This window comes from Methylobacterium sp. CB376 (assembly GCF_029714205.1).
Classification (GTDB): domain Bacteria; phylum Pseudomonadota; class Alphaproteobacteria; order Rhizobiales; family Beijerinckiaceae; genus Methylobacterium.
This window is the reverse complement of the sequence record NZ_CP121648.1, coordinates 5,457,733-5,473,969: the sequence shown is the minus strand read 5'-3', so window position 1 is coordinate 5,473,969 and position 16,237 is coordinate 5,457,733. Positions and strand designations below refer to the sequence as shown.

The window sequence follows — 16,237 nt, the reverse complement described above, 5'->3', positions numbered from 1 at the left end:
AGGGGCAAGACGACGGACACCCGGAGAGGAACCGACATGCGCCGCCACCGGATCAGGGACGCGCTCGCCCTCGCGGCGTTGGGGCTCGGCCTCGCGGCCGCGCCGCCGGCGCGGGCCTACACGGTCTACGTGACGAACGAGAAGGGCAACTCGGTCAGCGTCATCGACTCGGCGACCCTGCAGGTGACGGCGACCTGGCCGGTGGGGCGGCGCCCGCGCGGCGTCACGATCAGCCGCGACGGCAAGGAGCTCTACGTCTGCGCCAGCGACGACGACCGCATCGACGTGGTCGACACCGCCACCGGCAAGATCACCAAGTCCCTGCGCTCGGGGCCGGACCCGGAACTGTTCATCCTGGCGCCGGACGGGAACCCCCTCTACGTCGCCAACGAGGATGACAGCCAGGTCACGGTGCTCGACGTCGAGAAGAACCGGATCGTCGCCGAGATCCCGGTGGGCGTGGAGCCGGAGGGGATGGGCCTGAGCCCGGACGGCACCATCCTGGTGAACACCTCCGAGACCACCAACATGGCCCACTTCATCGACACCCGGACGCACCAGGTGATCGACAACGTGCTGGTCGACGCCCGGCCCCGCTTCGCCGAGTTCTCGGCCGACGGGAAGTGGCTCTGGGTCTCGGCCGAGGTCGGCGGCACCGTCGCGGTGATCGACGCGGAGGCGCGCAAGGTGGTCAGGAAGATCTCGTTCAAGATCCCGGGCGTCACCGACGAGCAGATCCAGCCGGTCGGCGTGCGGCTGACCCGGGACGGCAGCCGCGCCTTCGTGGCCCTGGGCCCGGCGAACCGCGTCGCCGTGATCGACGCCAGGACCTTCGAGGTCGAGAAGTACCTGCCGGTGGGCCAGCGCGTCTGGCAGCTCGCCTTCACGCCGGACCAGAAGCAGCTCTTCACCACCAACGGCACCTCGAACGACGTCTCGGTGATCGACGTCGAGAGCCTGAAGGTGGTGAAGAGCATCCCGGTCGGGCTGCTGCCCTGGGGGGTGGCAGTCTCGCCCCGCTGAGCATCACGCGCCGGAGCGGTCGCCGGTTCGGCGGCGGCGATGATGCAGGAACAAGAGGTCGGCAGAGTTGCCCCGCGCCGCTCTGCTGAGGCCGCCCCGCTTCCCCACCAGGACAGGCTCATGCACGCGCTCCTCCGCAAGGCCGCCCTCTTTGCCGCACTGGCGGCCACTCTCGCGGCCACTCTCGCGGCCACCGCCCGCGACCTCGCCAAGGGCCGCACCGACTTGCCCGACCTCGTGCTCGGCGACGACCAGGGCAACGACTACGCGGTCTCCGCCAAGGATATCGAGATGGAGGCCGGCAAGTCCTACCGGCTCCGCATCACCGCCAAGGGTCAGAAGGAATACAAGTTCTTCGCGCCCGACTTCTTCCGCGGCGTCTGGATGAATCAGATCATCGTGAACCATCTCGAGGTCCACATGGCCGGCCCGCCGCACCACCTCGAATTCGACGACCAGGGCACGATGGAGGTCGAGTTCGTGGCGGTGCGGGCCGGCGAGTTCCCGTGGTTCGTGCAGGGGCTGGAGAGCCGCGGCATGACCGGGCGCTTCATCGTGAAGTGAGGGCGTTCCGCCCCGCGCCGCGGCGACCTACATCATCCCCCGACCGAGGAGGAAACCGGATCCCCATGCGCGCCACCCTGTGTCTGATCGCCGGCCTCGCGGGCGGCCTCGCGGGCGGCCTCGCGGCCGCGCCGGCGAGGGCCGACGACGCGGCCTCCTGCCGCGACGGCATCGCGATGATCAAGGCCGAACTGGCCAAGTCGCCGGCCGAGCCGCTCCAGCGCAGCCTCAGGAAGGCCCTGCGCACGGCCGAGCGCGAGCTGGGCGAGGGCGAGTTCGACGAGTGCATGGACGCGGTTCGGGACGCCGGCAAGGCCCTCGGCCGATGAGCGCCGCCTCGCCCGAGCCGGCGCCGGCGCTCGCCGTCGAGCGCGTCAGTCACCGCTTCGGCAGCCGCGCGGCCCTCGACGACGTCTCCCTGCAGGTGCCGAGGGGGCAGTTCGTCGCCCTGCTCGGCCCCAACGGCGCCGGCAAGACCACCCTGTTCTCGGTGGTCACCCGGCTCTACACCAACCAGGAGGGGGCGGTGGCGATCTTCGGGCACGACCTGCGCCGGGAGCCCTCGCGGGCCCTGGCGCGGCTCGGCGTCGTGTTCCAGGCCCGCACCCTCGACACCGACCTCACCGTCCGCCAGAACCTGCTCTACCACGCGGCGCTCCACGGCATCGCCCGCCGGGCCGCCGAGGCGCGCATCGCCGCCCTGCTCGCCCGCGTCGGCCTGATCGACCGGCGCGACGACAAGATCCGCACCCTCTCGGGCGGCCAGTCGCGGCGCATCGAGATCGCCCGCGCCCTGATCCACGCCCCCGACCTCCTGCTCCTCGACGAGCCCACCGTCGGCCTCGACCTGGAGGCCCGCTCCGACATCGTCGCCATCGTGCGGGCGCTGGTGCGGGAGGAGGGGCTCTCGGTGCTCTGGGCCACCCACATCTTCGACGAGGTCGAGCCGCAGGACCGGGTGGTGGTCCTGCACCGGGGCCGGATCGTCGCCCGCGGGCTCGCGGGCGCGCTCAGCGAGCCCTCCGGCTCCCTCGAAACCTCCTTCCGCCAGATCGTGGCGGAGCCCGGCCGGAGGCAGGTCGCATGAGTTCCGCTCCCGCCCTCCCGGCGCCCGACAAGGCGGCGTCCCGCGGCCGCCTCGACGCGACCGGTTACCTGATCTGCTTCCTGGGCATCACGCGCCGGGAGTTGCTGCGCTTCTTCAACCAGAAGGAGCGGTTCTTCTCGGCCCTGGTGCGCCCGCTGGTCTGGCTCTTCATCTTCGCGGCGGGGTTCCGCAACACGCTCGGCCTGTCGATCACGCCGCCCTACCAGACCTACGTGCTCTACGAGGTCTACGTGGTGCCGGGCCTCGCGGCGATGATTCAGCTCTTCAACGGCATGCAATCCTCGCTGTCGATGGTCTACGACCGCGAGGTCGGCTCGATGCGGGTGCTGCTCACCAGCCCGTATCCGCGCTGGAGCCTGCTCTTCGCCAAGCTCGCGGCGGGCGTGGCGGTCTCGATCATCCAGGCCTACGTCTTCCTCGCCGTCGCGGCCTTCTGGGAGACCGACATCCCCTGGACCGGCTACCTCGCGGCGCTGCCGGCCTTCGTGGCCTCGGGGCTGATGCTCGGCGCGATCGGGCTCTTCCTCTCCTCGCTGGTGCGCCAGCTCGAGAACTTCGCCAGCGTGATGAACTTCGTGATCTTCCCGATGTTCTTCGCCTCCTCGGCCCTCTACCCGCTCTGGCGGGTGAACGAGTCGAGCGCGACGCTATACTGGATCTGCGAGGCCAACCCCTTCACCCACGCGGTGGAACTGGTGCGCTTCGCCCTCTACGGCGCCTTCGAGCCGGTCGCCTGCGCGGTGGTGCTCGGCACCGGCCTCCTCTTCTTCATCCTCGCGGTGATCGCCTACGACCCCGGCCGCGGCCTCCTCGCCCGGCGCGGCGGCCCGGCGGGCGACGCCGCCTGACACGGACGGGATCCCTCGTGACGATGCTCCGCACCCTCGCCCTCGCCGCCCTCGCCGCCGCCTGGTCCGCCGCCGCCCTCGCGCAGCCGAAGCCCGATCCCGAATGGCCCTGCCCGCAGCGCAAGGTGCCGACCCTCGGCTTCGGCGCGGTCTGGACCGGGCCCGACCCGACCCAGGCCCTGCAGGATTGGGGCCGCGACCGCGAGGCGGCGCAGCTCGCCCAGAAGCTCGCCTCGCGCAAGACGCCCCTCGACGAGGTCGATCCCCTCCTGGCCGAGTTCGTCGAGAAGGCCGGGCCGGACAAGGCCGAGCGCCTGACCCGCGTCTTCGCCGGCGTGTTCGACGTCATCAACGGCGAGCGCGGCAAGGTGGTGGCCGGCATCGGCCGCTACGCCCGCGGCCAGCGGGTCATGGCCGAGCGCATCCGCGACGAGGCCGGCCAGATCAGCGAGATCAAGACCTCGCCGGACGTCAAGGAGACGAAGGAGCTCAGCGAGCTGGAGACCCGCTTCAACTGGGACAAGCGGATCTTCCAGGAGCGCAGCCAGTCGCTGACCTACGTCTGCGAGGTGCCCACGCTGCTGGAGCAGCGGCTGGGCGAGATCGCCCGCAAGATCCAGGCGAAGCTCTGAGGCCGGCTCGCCCGCCGGGGCTCCAAGGGTCCCCTCTCGGTCCGCTCTCGGTCCCGCGCCCGGTCCTCTCAGTCCCGGACCGCCCGGTCGCCGTTCACGAGATGGTCGAGGCCGCGCGCCGCCTGCGCGCCGTCGAGGCGCACGAGCTTCGCCCCGGTGACGTCGGCCCCGGTCAGGGTGGCGCCGGCGATCCGCGCGCCGGTGAGATCCGCCCCGGAGAGGTCGGCCCCCGTCAGGTCGGCCTTCGACAGCTCGGCCCCGGTCAGGCTCGCGAAGTCGAGCTTGCCCCGAGACAGGTCGGCCCCCGCGAGGTCCGCGCGGTCGAGCTTGGCCGAGACCAGCACGGCCCGGATCAGCCCCATCGACTGGTTGCGCATGTCGGCGCCGCCGCGCACCCCGCGCAGGCGCGCGCCCGTGAGGTCGGCCCCGGTGAGGTCGCCGACGATCCGCGCCCCCGACAGGTCGGCTCCCGAAAGGATCGCCCCGCGGCCCTGCAGGGCGAACAGGCTCGCGCCGGCGAGCCGCGCACCGGAGAGATCCGCCTCCAGCGCCCAGGCCTGATCGAGCACGGCCCCGGAGAGGTCGCTGCCCCGCAGCTTGGTCCGGTTCAGCCGGGCGAGGCGCAGGTTGGCCCCGCGCAGGTCGAGGCCGGACAGGTCGAGTCCCGAGAGCCGCCGGCCCGAGAGGTCGAGGGGCCGCCCGCCCGACGCCGCGATCATGGCCTCTACGGCCTCGCGGCTGGTCTCGGGCTGCGCCATGTCGGGAGAGGTGAGATCGACGTGCCGCATCATGTCCTGGGCCGCCGCGGGCCGGAGCAGGGCTGCCGTCAGCGCGGCCGCGGCGACCGCGACGATGGGGTGCCGCATGCGCATGCGCGTCCTCCCGGATGCGGGCTCTCGCCGGCCCGCCGCGCATCTGGGCCGGGACCTGCATCCACGACAAGGCTCGCCCGTCCCCGCGCCCGCATTCTCACGCCCTTGTGACCGCTGCGGGGAGACGCCGTGGCCCCGGCTAACCCTTTGCTCGAACTGCGAACCCTGTGCCCCGCTCGGGGGTTGGTGAAGTCCTCGCGCCGAATCTGCCGAAAAGGCCGACCGGCAATCGCCTTGACAGGAGACCCCACCCATGCGCATGACCATCGCCGTGACGAGCGTCCTCGTCGCGCTGTCCGGCACCGCGCCGGCCTTCGCGACGTCCTGTGCCGAGCAGATCGCCACCATCGAGCGGCGACTCGACAGCGCGGGCGCGGCCTCCGTCACGGGAAGCACCGGCACGCAGACCGGTTCGCCCCGTGCACTTCCGACGCCGCCCGGCGGTCAGCCGAGCGATCCCGGCGTCAAGCCCGATCCGCAGAAGATCGCGCAGGCCCGTGCCCTGATCGCGAAGGCGCGCGAGCAGGACAAGGCCGGCCAGGCCGATGCCTGTGAGGACACGATGACTCAGGCGAAGACGCTGATCGGGGCGCTGCCCTGATCCGCGGAGACGCCCGCGTCGGATGAGTGGCGGATGACTTGGAGTCCGGCCCGATCCGGATCCTAGGGTGCCCGCGACGCCACGGAGTCGGTCGGCGCCAGTGAGGCCGTCCGGCGCCGCTCGCAGGACACCTTCAGATAGTTGGTGTCGCGGTCGACGAGGTTGCTGCGCGCGGCCAGCGTCTCGCCCTGCATCATGCAGGCGACGGGCGAGGGCGCGGGCGCGATCACCACGTCGAGTGCCGTGTCGCGCGAGCAATCCGGTCCTGCGAGCGTCTTGGCGCAGATCAGCGCCACCGTCAGAAAATCGGCCATACCACCTCCACCGGCCAATCCGCGGTCACGCAACCGGCGGCTCCCGGGCCGGACGAAAGCCCGCCGTACTGAACGGTGGTGAGGCGAGGAATGTGCCATTCCCGGCTAACGGAATTCCTTTGCGACCTTATGCTGCACCGCAGCAACGGCGGCCGCGCGCGGGCGGCCAGCGCGGCGCCGGCGCGGAGGGGGCGGGCCCGGGCAATCGGCCGATGGGCCGGGATGAGGCGCCGCGGAGGCAGTCTCGGGCCCGCGACGTCGGTCCTTCGCGGTGAATCTCGCCTCGGCGGTCTGCCTGCCCCTGGGATCCGGGGGCGGCGGATGATCGGCGGGTGCCGCCGCGAGGCAGCCGGCGCCGCCCGCGCCCGCTACACTTCACCGCATCTCAGAAAATCTGAATGTTGGGCGCGGAAAATCTTTCGGGGTGCAGCGGGAGCCCGCCGCGAGGCGCGGCGCGCAACGCTCGGCCGCGGCGGATCTGCCTGAGGAACGGGCAGTGCGGCGGATCGGCCGGGAGAGGAGCGCGGCCGCTCAGGGCTCCGGGGCTGCCTCCGGAACGGGCACGACCTTGCCGGGATTGAGGATGCCGTCCGGGTCGAGGGCGGCCTTCAGGCGCCGCATCAGGTCGAGGGCGACCGGGTCCTTGTAGCGCAGGAGTTCGTCGCGCTTGAGCCGGCCGACTCCGTGCTCCGCCGCGATCGAACCGCGCATGGCATGCACGAGATCGTGCACGATCCGGTTGAAGCGGGGCCACAGGGCCAGGAAGTCCGGCGCCGCCATGCCGACCGGCTGCGTCAGGTTGAAGTGGATGTTGCCGTCGCCGAGATGGCCGAAGGCGCAGACCCGCACGCCGGGCAGTTCCGCCTCGCAGGCCGCGCTCGCCCGTTCGAGGAAGTCCGGGACGCGCGAGACCGGCACCGAGACGTCGTGCTTGATCGAGGCCCCCTCCCGCCGCTGGACCTCGGACAGGCTCTCGCGCAGGTGCCACAGGGCCCGGCCCTGCGCCGTGCTGCGGGCCAGGGCCGCGTCCTCGGCGAGTCCCTCCTCCAGCGCCGCGGCGAGCAGCGCCTCCAGCGCCGCGTCCGCGTCGGGCGCCGCGGAGGAGAGCTCGACGAGCGCGTAGGCCTCGTGGTCGCCGCCGAGCGGCCGCACCGCGCCGGGGGCGTGCCGCAGCACGATCTCCAGGCCGAAGCGCGGGACGTACTCGAAGGCGGTGAGGCGCCCGCCCGCCCGTTGGCGCAGCTGCGTGAGCAGGGCCAGCGCCGCGCGGGCCGAGGCCAGCCCCACGAAGGCCGTCGCCGTGGAGGCCGGCCGCGGCGAGAGTTTCAGCACCGCGGCCGTGATGATGCCGAGCGTGCCCTCCGAGCCGACGAAGAGGTGCTTGAGGTCGTAGCCGGCATTGTCCTTGCGCAGGGCCGTGAGCCCGTTCCAGACGCGCCCGTCCGCCAGCACGACTTCGAGCCCGAGCACGAGGTCGCGTGCGTTGCCGTAGGCGAGCACCGCCGTGCCGCCCGCATTAGTGGAGAGGTTGCCGCCGATCCGGCAGGAGCCCTCCGAGGCGAGGGAGAGCGGGAACAGCAGGCCCTCCGCCTCGGCCGCCGCCTGGACCTGGGCGAGGATGCAGCCCGCCTCGGCCGTGAGCGTGGCGTTCTCCCGGTCGATCTCCCGGATGCGGTCGAGGCGGGCGAGCGAGATCACGATCCCGCCCTCCGGCACGCCGCCGCCCACGAGGCCGGTATTGCCCCCCTGCGCCACCACTGGCACCCGGGCGGCGGCGCAGGCCCGCACCGCGAAGGCGACCGCCTCGGTGTCGGCCGGTCGCACCACGGCGAGCGCCGCGCCCCGATAGAGGCCGCGGGTTTCCGCGAGGTGCGGGGCGATCGCATCGGCGTCCGTGATCACCTGGGCGGCGCCGAGGCGTCCGCGCAGGGCGTCGAGGAGGTCGGCGTGGGGGGAGTGGGGCATCGCGGTCAGAGGGTGAGGCGCCAGGATGGCGTCCCGCGGGGGCGGCCTCTAGATAGCGTGTCGGCCCGGGCCTCCCAAGTGGCCCGGGCCTCCCAAGTGGCCCGGGCTTGCCAAGTGGCCCGGGCTTGCCAAGTCGTTGGCCCGGCTTCTCCGAGATCGAGGCTCATGCTCTCCGTCATCCCCAATCCCCCGCGCACGGCCCTTCCCATCGAGGGGACGGACGACCTCTTCCCGGTGCGGCGCGTCTACTGCGTCGGCCGCAACTACGCCGCCCATGCCCGCGAGATGGGCGCCGACCCGACCCGCGAGCCGCCCTTCTTCTTCATGAAACCGGCCGACGCGCTGCAGGTCGTCCCGGACGGCGAGACCGTCGAGCATCCCTACCCGCCCAAGACTGCCAACTACCATTTCGAGGTGGAGCTCGTGGTGGCCCTCGGCCGCGGCGGGCGCGACATCCCGGTCGAATCGGCCCTCGACCACGTCTACGGCTACGCGGTCGGCCTCGACATGACGCGCCGGGACCTCCAGGACGAGGCCAAGAGCCTGCGCCGGCCCTGGGAGCTCGGCAAGGCCGCCGACGCTTCGGGGCCGGTCGGTCTGCTGCGCCCGGCCTCCGCGATCGGGCATCCGGCGCGCGGCGCGATCACGCTCACCGTCGACGGCGCGCTGCGCCAGTCGGGCGACCTCTCCGACATGATCTGGTCGGTGCCCGAGCAGATCGCCTACCTGTCCGCCTACTTCGCCCTGGAGCCCGGCGACGTGATCTTCGCCGGCACGCCGGAGGGGGTCGGTCCGGTCCTGCGCGGCCAGACCATGGAGGCCCGCATCGCGGGCGTCGGCGCCATCCGCCTCAAGGTGGTCTGAGTCGGATGGCGACGCGCACGCAGCGCCTGCTCGCGCGGGGCGCCCACCTGGTCTGGCGCGTCTCGCGGGGCATGACCCTCGGCGTGCGCGGCGCCGCCATCGACCGGGAGGGTCGGGTCTGCCTGATCCGGCACACCTACCTGGACGGCTGGCACCTGCCCGGCGGCGGCGTCGAGCCCGGCGAGACCGCGCTCGACGCCCTGGCGCGGGAGTTCCGCGAGGAGGCCGAAATCGAGATCGACCCCGGCGCCGCCCGGTTGCACGGGGTCTTCTTCAACAGCCGGGTCTCGCGCCGCGACCACGTCGTCCTCTACGTCGCGCCGGTCTTCGCGGTGCGCGGGCCCAAGCGACCCGACCGCGAGATCGCCGAGGCGGGGTTCTTCCCCCTCGGGGCGCTCCCGGCCGGGACGAGCCCGGCGACCCGGGCGCGCCTCGACGAGATCGCCCACGGCCGCCCCCCCGCGCCGCTCTGGTAGCCGGCGCGAAAAAAGCGGCGCAGCACCCCTTGCGCCGCCGGCCGGAATGGTGTTTATCCCGGCCATCGGCAGCGGCGCAGCGCCAACGCCGAAGAGAGCGGGTGTAGCTCAGGGGTAGAGCACAACCTTGCCAAGGTTGGGGTCGAGGGTTCGAATCCCTTCGCCCGCTCCAAAATATACTTCCTACAGTGATCGACGGCTTTCGTAAGCTGGGTCAATGCGGAGACAATGCCGGCGCGGCTGTGCCTTGTCTCCATATTGCCTGCGACGCCATGCGTGTCCCCGGCGGTACCTGGACCGCGGCGGTGGCACGTTCGCGTCCGTCCGAAGGCCGACATGCCGAGCCGCCCTGCCGCCGTTGCGAACCGGTGCATGGAGACCAGGGCGGGCTTTGGATACGGACCGGGCGAAGCCGGGCCTCGCCGACCATGCAAGATCGAGATGCGCCGACCGCGAGGGGGGATGGGCATGAGCCCGACCTGACCGACGCGTCGTGCTCGGCTGTGGGCCGCCAGGGGCGGCCGCGAACCCTCCTGACCGGTCGCAAGGCGCGCGACCTGAAAATCGGCCGCATCGCGAACCAGATCCGCGGCTCGTCCTGCCCGATGAGGAAAGTCGCGGACGCGCCGGGCGCCCCCCATCTCGCCGAGAGGCGCGAGGGCAGATCGAAGCCGCGCGGACCCTGCCGCAAGGCCGAGTTCAGGGCGTCCGCCCGCCCTTCGCAGGCCTGTGACTCAGCGGCCGACCGATGGCTGTCGCCGGATCGCAGCCCTCCTCGAGCGCGAACGACGGGTCGGCGATCGGCCCGTCGTCACCGCCGAAAGGGCTCACCGCATCACCGGCAACACTGCCATGGAGCGGGGGGAGCATGCGCCGGTCCGCGAGAGCCGCATTCGCGATGGCGAGGATGGCGATGCGCTCGACCCGGCGCTGGTGCTCCGATGGGCGGGAGTTTGCCCGCCGGGATGGCGACATCATCCGCCTCGCCCCCGTGACGGACGTCTTCGACCGTGAGGTCGCCGGGTGGATGCGGGAAGCCGCCGGGAAGCGGTTCGCCGCGACCCGCACTCGCCGAGCCGCCGAGCACCTCTCCGACAATGGCGCTGCCTTGACCGCAAGGGGCACGGGGCTGTTCGCTCAGGCGCCTGACCTGACGCCCTGCTTCGCGCCGGTTGCCAGCCGGAGCGGCCCGTACGAGGCCTTCCTCAGAACTCTCAAGCGCCGCTCCATCCGATGTCGCGGCGTCCGGACGCCGGAACCGCGCCGCGGCTCAGCGCTGGACGGATCGAGAATTGCATCGAAGCCCATCCACGATCCGCGCTCGAAATGACGTCTCCAAGGCACCTCATCAGAGCAAAAGCGATCGAGCCGATCTGCCCGATAAAACGCGGAGAATTCCCATGCTGACACGGGACATTGTAGGCAATTTCCGCAGCTACGGACGGCAGAGTCAGACGCATGTCCATGGCTACATTCAGGCTGTTCTGCCTGTGTCCGGTGAGATGGAGATGAGCGCCGGAGGAGAAAGCAATCGATTGACTCCCTCGAAAGCGATCATCCTGGGCCCTGGAACCGAGCACAAATTTCAGAGCACGAGAAATGGCATCTTTCTGGTCATCAATATTCAGGCCGATGCGGCAGTTTGTGCCGACAAAAAGAGCGGTGGATTTGTCATAGGCGAAATCACGCCATCGCATCAAAGATTGATGAAGTTCCTCGCGGAGGAGTCTTTTCGGGCTCCCGGTGAGCTGTTCAAGTGTGCGTCCCTCTTCACGGCCATCATTGAGCTAATAAAGCAGAGTTCGCCGCGAGATTTTCCGATGCTGGAAGGCGGAAAACACTGGAATTTCGGCATATCGGAGACCGTGCAGGCGGCTGCGAGGAAGAACGGGATGTCAGAGGCGACTTTCCGCCGTGCGATCAGACGGTCCTTCGGTGATTCACCGAAGCGGCTGCAAATGGAGGAAAGGCTTAGTCATGCGGAGCACCTTCTCATTTCATCGGATCGGCCCGTTTCCTCGGTCGCATTGGAGGTCGGCTTCAAAAGCCCGTCGTCGTTCACGAATGCGTTTCGCCGACGACACGGTGCCACGCCATCAGATTTCAGAGCGGCCCGGCGGCTTGCGTCTCAGCATGCTGACACGCGCGGCGACTACGGCGCCGGAGGTGATCAGGAGCGCCGCGAGGACGAGCGTGACGGACAACGCGGCCTTGCCCAAACAGATAAGGATGAATGTTGAAAGCAGCGGTGCCGCATACGAAACGGTTCCAAGCAATTGGATGTCTCCGTGCTTCACTCCGACGTCCCAAAAGTAGAACGCGGTACCGACCGGGCCGACCCCGAGCATGAAGATCGCTGCCCAGCCGAGATACGTGGTTGGAAAGACGGTTGCTTCTACGAAAACATGGAGAAGCCAAGACGCAGCAGCGGTGACGAGGCAGAAAACAAAAACACTTTCGGTCGGTATATCACCAAACCGCCGCGACACGACGGAGTAGCTCGACCACGTGAGGGCGCAGGCAGCGGCCAGTGCGAAGCCGGTGAGGTAGGTGTCCGAGAAATCGAGCGATTGGTTGGCGATGATGAGGGCCGCGCCGCAAAAGCTGAGGAGGGCGCCCACCACATGGCCGATCCGGAAACGCTCGTTCGGCAGCAGGCTGGAAAAAAGAACGATGAGGAGCGGCCAGAGATAGGCGATCAGGCTCGCTTCCGCGGCCGGGGCCAGCCGCAAAGCGTAGAAGTAGAGAACGTGGTACCCGAACAGACCCAGCGCGCCGAAAACATAAACAGGCCATTTGATCAGACCGAGAGCTGAGAGATGACCTCGCCAAAGAGTCCAGCCAAATCCGATCAAGCCGCCAATGGTGAAGCACACGCTATTGAGCAAAAGTGGAGGGGTTGGCGTCGCCCCAATGGTCAATGCAGCCAAAGATGACCACAGAACAACCGCCAAAGAGCCGACGATTGTTGCGCGTGTGCGGTGTGTCAGCGATTTCATCTTGCGCACCGCAGTCAAGCCGCCCTGTTGATGCGCCGCGAGATAGGATCGCTGTGTGAAATGGGCCATGTGCCTGTCTGCAGGATGGTCCTGTAGCTTTCCATGCCGTTGACTTCGACGAGCGAGCGCACGCGAAGCAGGTTCAATTCATCCTTGGTCCACTCGCCGTTCGGTGCATCGTTCATCGTCGCGAACTCGTGCGAGTAGCCTTCATCCGTATTCGTGGTCGCGTAGGGCCGCAATGTCGGAAAATGCGGCGCGCCGGGAAGTGGCGTGAAGATGAAAGGGTTCATGTAGGACGCACCCGCCGCCATCAGGAACCGGCCATATTCGAACGTCCTTTCGATGTCTTCCCGTGTCTCCACGTAGAGCTTGCGACCGGCGGTAGGATTCACGAATCCGAACATCAAGCCGCCCGTGGCGTGGATCGCATTGTCGTACAAGATATTGAGGACGCGCTGTGTATAGTATTCGAATGTGTTGATCGGCGGCTTGTTGGCGGTTCCAAGCGCCTCGAGGTTGCTGCTTTCAACGGCAAGGTAGAGGCTGTAGCATCCGCTCTCACGCATTCGTTTCACCATGCGGTCGAGGGTGAGACCCGACCTCTTCGCTCTCAAGAGAGGCTCGAAGAGTTTCTCGCGACCGGTCTTCGCGAGGATGAAGTCCTCACTCACTTCCGGCAGCAGCGCAATCAACGAAAATAACGCGACGCCGCCCTCCTCAAACCAAGGCAATTTATATTTCTCCAGAAGGTCGCAGACCTTCAACGCCCATTCGGGATCGTGGAACAAATGGTCGTCTTCGACGATGAACTCAGTAATGCCAATCTCGACCAATTTGGCGAGGTACTTGTCGAAGGACACCTCGTTCATCTTGAGCCACCCTCCCTGGACTCGCGGGATCGTGCAGAACGTGCAGCGCACGTCGCACCCGATCGTCGTAAAGCCGTAGGTGAGGTGGCCATGATCGACCTGGCGCTTGCCGCCTGAGTGGAAGGGGCTGTCATAGAGGCTGAAATCGACCAACGAATAATCCGGCTGTGAAAACAGATCCATGGTCGGCAGAAATCCGCGAGGGCGCGTCTGGACGATTGCTCCGCCGCGGCGGAACACGATCCCTGCGACGTCCTCGATCGCGGAGTTCTTGCGGAGCGCCTCGAGCAGTTCGACAAATGTCACATCACCTTGCTGAGTGACGACGTAGTCTGCCGGGCAATCGCGCAACGCGTCTTCCGGCAAGCCAGACACATGCGTTCCACCCATGATCACGATGATGTCTTCGTCGATACCCTTGACCAGGTCAGCGAGGGCACGATTGTTGCCCCACTGGTGGCTGTAGTCGCAAGATATTCCGACGATGTGCGGCTCGAACTCCTTTATAGTCCTGCTCATCGCATCATTATTGATTCCGTAGCTCCAGATTTCGCTGCCTTCCGAAGATGTAAACGCGTGGCGCTCGTTATTCCATCCTTGATATGCTCCATCAACGATCTTGACGGCATATCCCTGTGCTTTTGCCTGTGTGCCCACGCGCAGCAGGCCCATGGGGACGCCTGCCCGTTTCATCTCTTCTATGTAGGTGATGCCCTCGGCTTGCAGATCCCGCACCAGCTTGAGGTCTCTGCTCAGATGCGGCCCCCCCTTCTTGACCAGATTGTCCGCGACGACGTCGAGGGGGCGCCTGATCCGCGTGTAGTGCGGGATCAGCAGCAAGATTCTGGCCTTCGCGGCCGCCGTCGGATCCGCTTTGACACGCAACTGCGAAATCGAGTCGGGGAGTTCGCCGCCCGTGAGTTTGCGCCCGAGCTCACTTTGCAGTGGTGGCCGGTTGGTGTCGGGGCGTAACGATATCCCGTCGGTCAGAAATTTAAGCACGGGCCATTCTCCATCCGACAGACTGCGTGAGTTCTTCGAAAAACGCTGATTCAAATAGGAAGGCCTTCTCATAACCTCGCTGAGAGGCAGCGCATGGGAGGACATCGACCTTTCTGGATACGATCGGTACGGCGCCGCATCTCAGGAGATTGGCGATGGTCTTGGTCAAGTTGACCAACGATAATTGCTGATGCCCGCTAGGATCGACGATGATTTGCGCCGCGAGGAAGTTTGACAGTTCGAGGCCTCTGTGCAGCTCGGCGAGGGCAACCGTCTGTGCGACGGCCGCGATCGCGCAAGAGGCAGCCGTGCCGACATGACGGGAATCCGTATTGGCGGAGTGAGCCAGATGCAGCGCGATGATCGCGTGGTGGCCGCTGTCACGTACCTCCCGGACACGTCCCATGATCGGGCGGAAGTTCATGACTTCGTCGCCAAGGGCGTCCTGAATGTCGTATAAGACATTGATCACGCGGACGGTGCGTTTCACCTGCACGACGAAGCCCTTCGGCAAGGACGGTCGGTTCCAGGGCACCCTAGCAAGCAGGCTTGTCTTCAACTTTGAAAATGTGTTTCAAAAAACGTCAGACGCTTTACATCTCGGGCATGAAGCCGGCGCGAGCATCGGCTGCATGAAGTGGAAGTGCATGTCTGGGTTCACGCCGCGGTCGCGGGCGATGCTGCCGGAGCAGCGATGCGATCCGGCAGGCTCATTCAGGCCGACCAGCGACATCAATGCAGTCGGCCATAGTCATGCAGGCTCCGATGCCAACCTCCCGGAATGCCGGGGCATCGGACCGTCGCCCCTCTCAAGGTTTCGACACGAGCAAATCGCTTGATGAGAATCCGGAACGGAACCAGCAATCATGACGATTGATCGTTGCTATGAGAAGCGCCGGTGATGGATTTGGTGACGCGCCGCGAAGCGATCGCCGTTGCGTCGGAGGATCTGGCCTATGCGAGGTCGCCGAGTTGCGAGAGATGGTCGATGAGACCGACTCCTTCACCGCAGGCATTGATCGTATCGAAATGGTCGTGCCAACCCGATTGGGCGATGCCGGACACGAGCGCTTCGAGCGCGGCCTCGTCCCGGCAGCGCCACACGGCGTAGAAGCTGTGGGAAGCGGGATGCCGTTGGGAGGGATCGACCCTGCCGAAGGTCATCGGCTCGACGCCAGCTTTGGACAACAGCGGCATGGCGGAATCGATGGCGGAGAGGAAGTGTTCTCGTTCGTCCTGAGAAAGGGCGAGCCACGCCGGCTTGGCTGTGTAGAGTTCGATGAGATAATGAGACACGTTCTGCCTCCTCCGAGAGGATCACTGGTCGGGATGCAGCGAGCGGAGCGCGCGCCGGCAAAGATTCAGGGTGTCCGGGGTCGGGTTCTCGGCAGTCCAGCGGGCACATAACTCCCGCACCCAATCCGGACGGTCCTTGCTGGCATCGTTGAGCCAATTGCCGACCGAGTCGCGCACGTAGCTGGATCGATCGGCCCTGAGCGGCTCGAGAATGGCGAGCCCCAATTCGGGGCGGTGGCGCAGCGCCCCGATATGGCTGCACCAGACACCGCGCGGCCGCGTCGCTTCCGACGCGAACCGGCGAAGATTGGGGGATGGAGCCCCCGTCCAGTCCGCCAGGAGGGCAACGGCCCGCTCCAATTCGGCCGCGATATGCGGGCGAAGCGCCATCCAGGCCCATTCGCGAACGCCGAAATGCGGATCGTCGGCAAAGGGCCGGATCGCGTCGAGGCGGTCTGCGAGGTCGGTTGCCCCGGGCAGGCCGATCATGAAACAGCACCAGCCGCGCACCGTGTCGGACGCGTGCGTGCCGAGGTCATCGAGACCTGAAGGACCGAGATGGTCCGCGATCAAGCGGGCAGCGAGCGGCATTCGTCTTGAAATGCCGGTTGCCGCTGCCTGCCTCATTCCGGTGAGGGCGTCGCTGCCGATCGTGGGCAGCACGTGCCCCATGAGAGCTGCGAAGTCGACCGCGAGGCATTCGGTGAGCGTCCTCGCTGCCGCACCCGTATTGAGTTGCGCCAGTCGATCGGCAGGAATGTCCGTGACCTTTCGCCCTGCGGGCTTGGCCTTGCGCACCTC

At 67.7% G+C, this 16,237-nt stretch carries 18 protein-coding genes, 1 tRNA gene and 1 pseudogene; 12 read left to right on the top strand and 8 right to left on the bottom strand.

Going from position 1 to position 16,237, the window contains the following annotated elements; all coding sequences use genetic code 11:
- The first annotated feature begins 36 nt into the window (after positions 1 to 36).
- The 6 genes from QA634_RS25195 to QA634_RS25170 all read left to right on the top strand — a co-directional run bounded on the left by QA634_RS25195 (position 37) and on the right by QA634_RS25170 (position 4,175).
- Positions 37 to 1,023 (top strand): YVTN family beta-propeller repeat protein, encoded by a 987-nt coding sequence (locus tag QA634_RS25195; RefSeq protein WP_012334726.1) that lies wholly within the window; start codon positions 37 to 39, stop codon positions 1,021 to 1,023.
- A 120-nt stretch (positions 1,024 to 1,143) separates the two neighbouring features.
- Positions 1,144 to 1,587 carry a hypothetical protein gene (locus QA634_RS25190; RefSeq protein ID WP_012334725.1) on the top strand — a complete coding sequence of 148 codons (444 nt, stop codon included), beginning with the start codon at positions 1,144 to 1,146 and terminating at the stop codon, positions 1,585 to 1,587.
- A 65-nt stretch (positions 1,588 to 1,652) separates the two neighbouring features.
- Positions 1,653 to 1,916: a hypothetical protein gene (locus QA634_RS25185; RefSeq protein WP_012334724.1), complete on the top strand. Its 264-nt coding sequence runs from the start codon at positions 1,653 to 1,655 to the stop codon at positions 1,914 to 1,916.
- Entirely contained in the window at positions 1,913 to 2,674 is a 762-nt protein-coding gene (locus tag QA634_RS25180) for an ABC transporter ATP-binding protein (protein WP_012334723.1), read from the top strand. The genes QA634_RS25185 and QA634_RS25180 overlap by 4 nt, the downstream gene beginning before the upstream one ends.
- Positions 2,671 to 3,543 carry an ABC transporter permease gene (locus tag QA634_RS25175; RefSeq protein WP_012334722.1) on the top strand — a complete coding sequence of 291 codons (873 nt, stop codon included), beginning with the start codon at positions 2,671 to 2,673 and terminating at the stop codon, positions 3,541 to 3,543. Before QA634_RS25180 ends, QA634_RS25175 begins: the two co-directional genes overlap by 4 nt.
- A 23-nt stretch (positions 3,544 to 3,566) precedes the next feature.
- Positions 3,567 to 4,175 (top strand): hypothetical protein, encoded by a 609-nt coding sequence (locus QA634_RS25170; protein ID WP_012334721.1) that lies wholly within the window; start codon positions 3,567 to 3,569, stop codon positions 4,173 to 4,175.
- A 68-nt stretch (positions 4,176 to 4,243) separates the two neighbouring features.
- Here QA634_RS25170 and QA634_RS25165 read toward each other — a convergent pair whose 3' ends face one another.
- Positions 4,244 to 5,047, bottom strand: coding sequence for a pentapeptide repeat-containing protein (locus QA634_RS25165; protein ID WP_012334720.1), 804 nt, complete (start codon positions 5,045 to 5,047; stop codon positions 4,244 to 4,246).
- Between the two features lie 253 nt (positions 5,048 to 5,300).
- Between QA634_RS25165 and QA634_RS25160 the strand changes: the two genes are divergently transcribed.
- Entirely contained in the window at positions 5,301 to 5,648 is a 348-nt protein-coding gene (locus QA634_RS25160; RefSeq protein WP_012334719.1) for a hypothetical protein, read from the top strand.
- A gap of 62 nt (positions 5,649 to 5,710) precedes the next feature.
- On the opposite strand, the gene QA634_RS25155 is transcribed toward QA634_RS25160, so the two are convergent.
- On the bottom strand, positions 5,711 to 5,962 hold the full coding sequence (locus QA634_RS25155) for a hypothetical protein (RefSeq protein ID WP_012334718.1): 252 nt from the start codon (positions 5,960 to 5,962) through the stop codon (positions 5,711 to 5,713).
- A gap of 531 nt (positions 5,963 to 6,493) precedes the next feature.
- Entirely contained in the window at positions 6,494 to 7,927 is a 1,434-nt protein-coding gene (locus QA634_RS25150; protein WP_012334717.1) for an FAD-binding oxidoreductase, read from the bottom strand.
- A 165-nt stretch (positions 7,928 to 8,092) separates the two neighbouring features.
- On the opposite strand from QA634_RS25150, the gene QA634_RS25145 reads away from it, so the two are divergent.
- The 5 genes and pseudogenes from QA634_RS25145 to QA634_RS35590 all read left to right on the top strand — a co-directional run.
- The gene (locus QA634_RS25145; RefSeq protein ID WP_012334716.1) at positions 8,093 to 8,791 is read left to right on the top strand and encodes a fumarylacetoacetate hydrolase family protein; all 699 of its coding nucleotides are present in this window, start codon (positions 8,093 to 8,095) and stop codon (positions 8,789 to 8,791) included.
- A 5-nt stretch (positions 8,792 to 8,796) separates the two neighbouring features.
- Positions 8,797 to 9,267, top strand: a complete 471-nt coding sequence (locus QA634_RS25140) for an NUDIX domain-containing protein (protein WP_012334715.1) — start codon at positions 8,797 to 8,799, stop codon at positions 9,265 to 9,267.
- Positions 9,268 to 9,364: 97 nt separating this feature from the next.
- Positions 9,365 to 9,439 (top strand) — tRNA-Gly (locus tag QA634_RS25135).
- A gap of 735 nt (positions 9,440 to 10,174) precedes the next feature.
- Complete coding sequence (locus QA634_RS35945; RefSeq protein ID WP_150108726.1) at positions 10,175 to 10,597, top strand: hypothetical protein; 423 nt, start codon at positions 10,175 to 10,177, stop codon at positions 10,595 to 10,597.
- 70 nt (positions 10,598 to 10,667) lie between these two features.
- Positions 10,668 to 11,324, top strand: a pseudogene (locus tag QA634_RS35590) (AraC family transcriptional regulator); the annotation flags it as partial.
- A gap of 39 nt (positions 11,325 to 11,363) precedes the next feature.
- On the opposite strand, the gene yddG reads toward QA634_RS35590, so the two are convergent.
- The 5 genes from yddG to QA634_RS25100 all read right to left on the bottom strand — a co-directional run bounded on the left by yddG (position 11,364) and on the right by QA634_RS25100 (position 16,234).
- On the bottom strand, positions 11,364 to 12,266 hold the full coding sequence (gene yddG / locus QA634_RS25120) for an aromatic amino acid exporter YddG (RefSeq protein WP_012334713.1): 903 nt from the start codon (positions 12,264 to 12,266) through the stop codon (positions 11,364 to 11,366).
- A gap of 14 nt (positions 12,267 to 12,280) precedes the next feature.
- Positions 12,281 to 14,140, bottom strand: coding sequence for a B12-binding domain-containing radical SAM protein (locus tag QA634_RS25115; protein ID WP_012334712.1), 1,860 nt, complete (start codon positions 14,138 to 14,140; stop codon positions 12,281 to 12,283).
- Positions 14,133 to 14,654 carry a hypothetical protein gene (locus QA634_RS25110; protein WP_012334711.1) on the bottom strand — a complete coding sequence of 174 codons (522 nt, stop codon included), beginning with the start codon at positions 14,652 to 14,654 and terminating at the stop codon, positions 14,133 to 14,135. The genes QA634_RS25115 and QA634_RS25110 overlap by 8 nt, the downstream gene beginning before the upstream one ends.
- Before the next feature lie 440 nt (positions 14,655 to 15,094).
- Positions 15,095 to 15,436, bottom strand: a complete 342-nt coding sequence (locus tag QA634_RS25105) for a DUF6616 family protein (RefSeq protein ID WP_012334710.1) — start codon at positions 15,434 to 15,436, stop codon at positions 15,095 to 15,097.
- 21 nt (positions 15,437 to 15,457) lie between these two features.
- Positions 15,458 to 16,234 carry a DNA alkylation repair protein gene (locus tag QA634_RS25100; protein WP_012334709.1) on the bottom strand — a complete coding sequence of 259 codons (777 nt, stop codon included), beginning with the start codon at positions 16,232 to 16,234 and terminating at the stop codon, positions 15,458 to 15,460.
- Positions 16,235 to 16,237: the final 3 nt, after the last annotated feature.

What these genes read in the sequence shown, in the direction of transcription:
- QA634_RS25195 (WP_012334726.1), top strand. Translation starts at nt 37, where the DNA reads ATGCGCCGCCACCGGATCAGGGACGCGCTCGCCCTCGCGGCGTTGGGG.
- QA634_RS25190 (WP_012334725.1), top strand. Translation starts at nt 1,144, where the DNA reads ATGCACGCGCTCCTCCGCAAGGCCGCCCTCTTTGCCGCACTGGCGGCC.
- QA634_RS25185 (WP_012334724.1), top strand. Translation starts at nt 1,653, where the DNA reads ATGCGCGCCACCCTGTGTCTGATCGCCGGCCTCGCGGGCGGCCTCGCG.
- QA634_RS25180 (WP_012334723.1), top strand. Translation starts at nt 1,913, where the DNA reads ATGAGCGCCGCCTCGCCCGAGCCGGCGCCGGCGCTCGCCGTCGAGCGC.
- QA634_RS25175 (WP_012334722.1), top strand. Translation starts at nt 2,671, where the DNA reads ATGAGTTCCGCTCCCGCCCTCCCGGCGCCCGACAAGGCGGCGTCCCGC.
- QA634_RS25170 (WP_012334721.1), top strand. Translation starts at nt 3,567, where the DNA reads ATGCTCCGCACCCTCGCCCTCGCCGCCCTCGCCGCCGCCTGGTCCGCC.
- QA634_RS25165 (WP_012334720.1), bottom strand. Translation starts at nt 5,047, where the DNA reads ATGCGCATGCGGCACCCCATCGTCGCGGTCGCCGCGGCCGCGCTGACG.
- QA634_RS25160 (WP_012334719.1), top strand. Translation starts at nt 5,301, where the DNA reads ATGCGCATGACCATCGCCGTGACGAGCGTCCTCGTCGCGCTGTCCGGC.
- QA634_RS25155 (WP_012334718.1), bottom strand. Translation starts at nt 5,962, where the DNA reads ATGGCCGATTTTCTGACGGTGGCGCTGATCTGCGCCAAGACGCTCGCA.
- QA634_RS25150 (WP_012334717.1), bottom strand. Translation starts at nt 7,927, where the DNA reads ATGCCCCACTCCCCCCACGCCGACCTCCTCGACGCCCTGCGCGGACGC.
- QA634_RS25145 (WP_012334716.1), top strand. Translation starts at nt 8,093, where the DNA reads ATGCTCTCCGTCATCCCCAATCCCCCGCGCACGGCCCTTCCCATCGAG.
- QA634_RS25140 (WP_012334715.1), top strand. Translation starts at nt 8,797, where the DNA reads ATGGCGACGCGCACGCAGCGCCTGCTCGCGCGGGGCGCCCACCTGGTC.
- QA634_RS35945 (WP_150108726.1), top strand. Translation starts at nt 10,175, where the DNA reads ATGGCGATGCGCTCGACCCGGCGCTGGTGCTCCGATGGGCGGGAGTTT.
- yddG (WP_012334713.1), bottom strand. Translation starts at nt 12,266, where the DNA reads ATGAAATCGCTGACACACCGCACACGCGCAACAATCGTCGGCTCTTTG.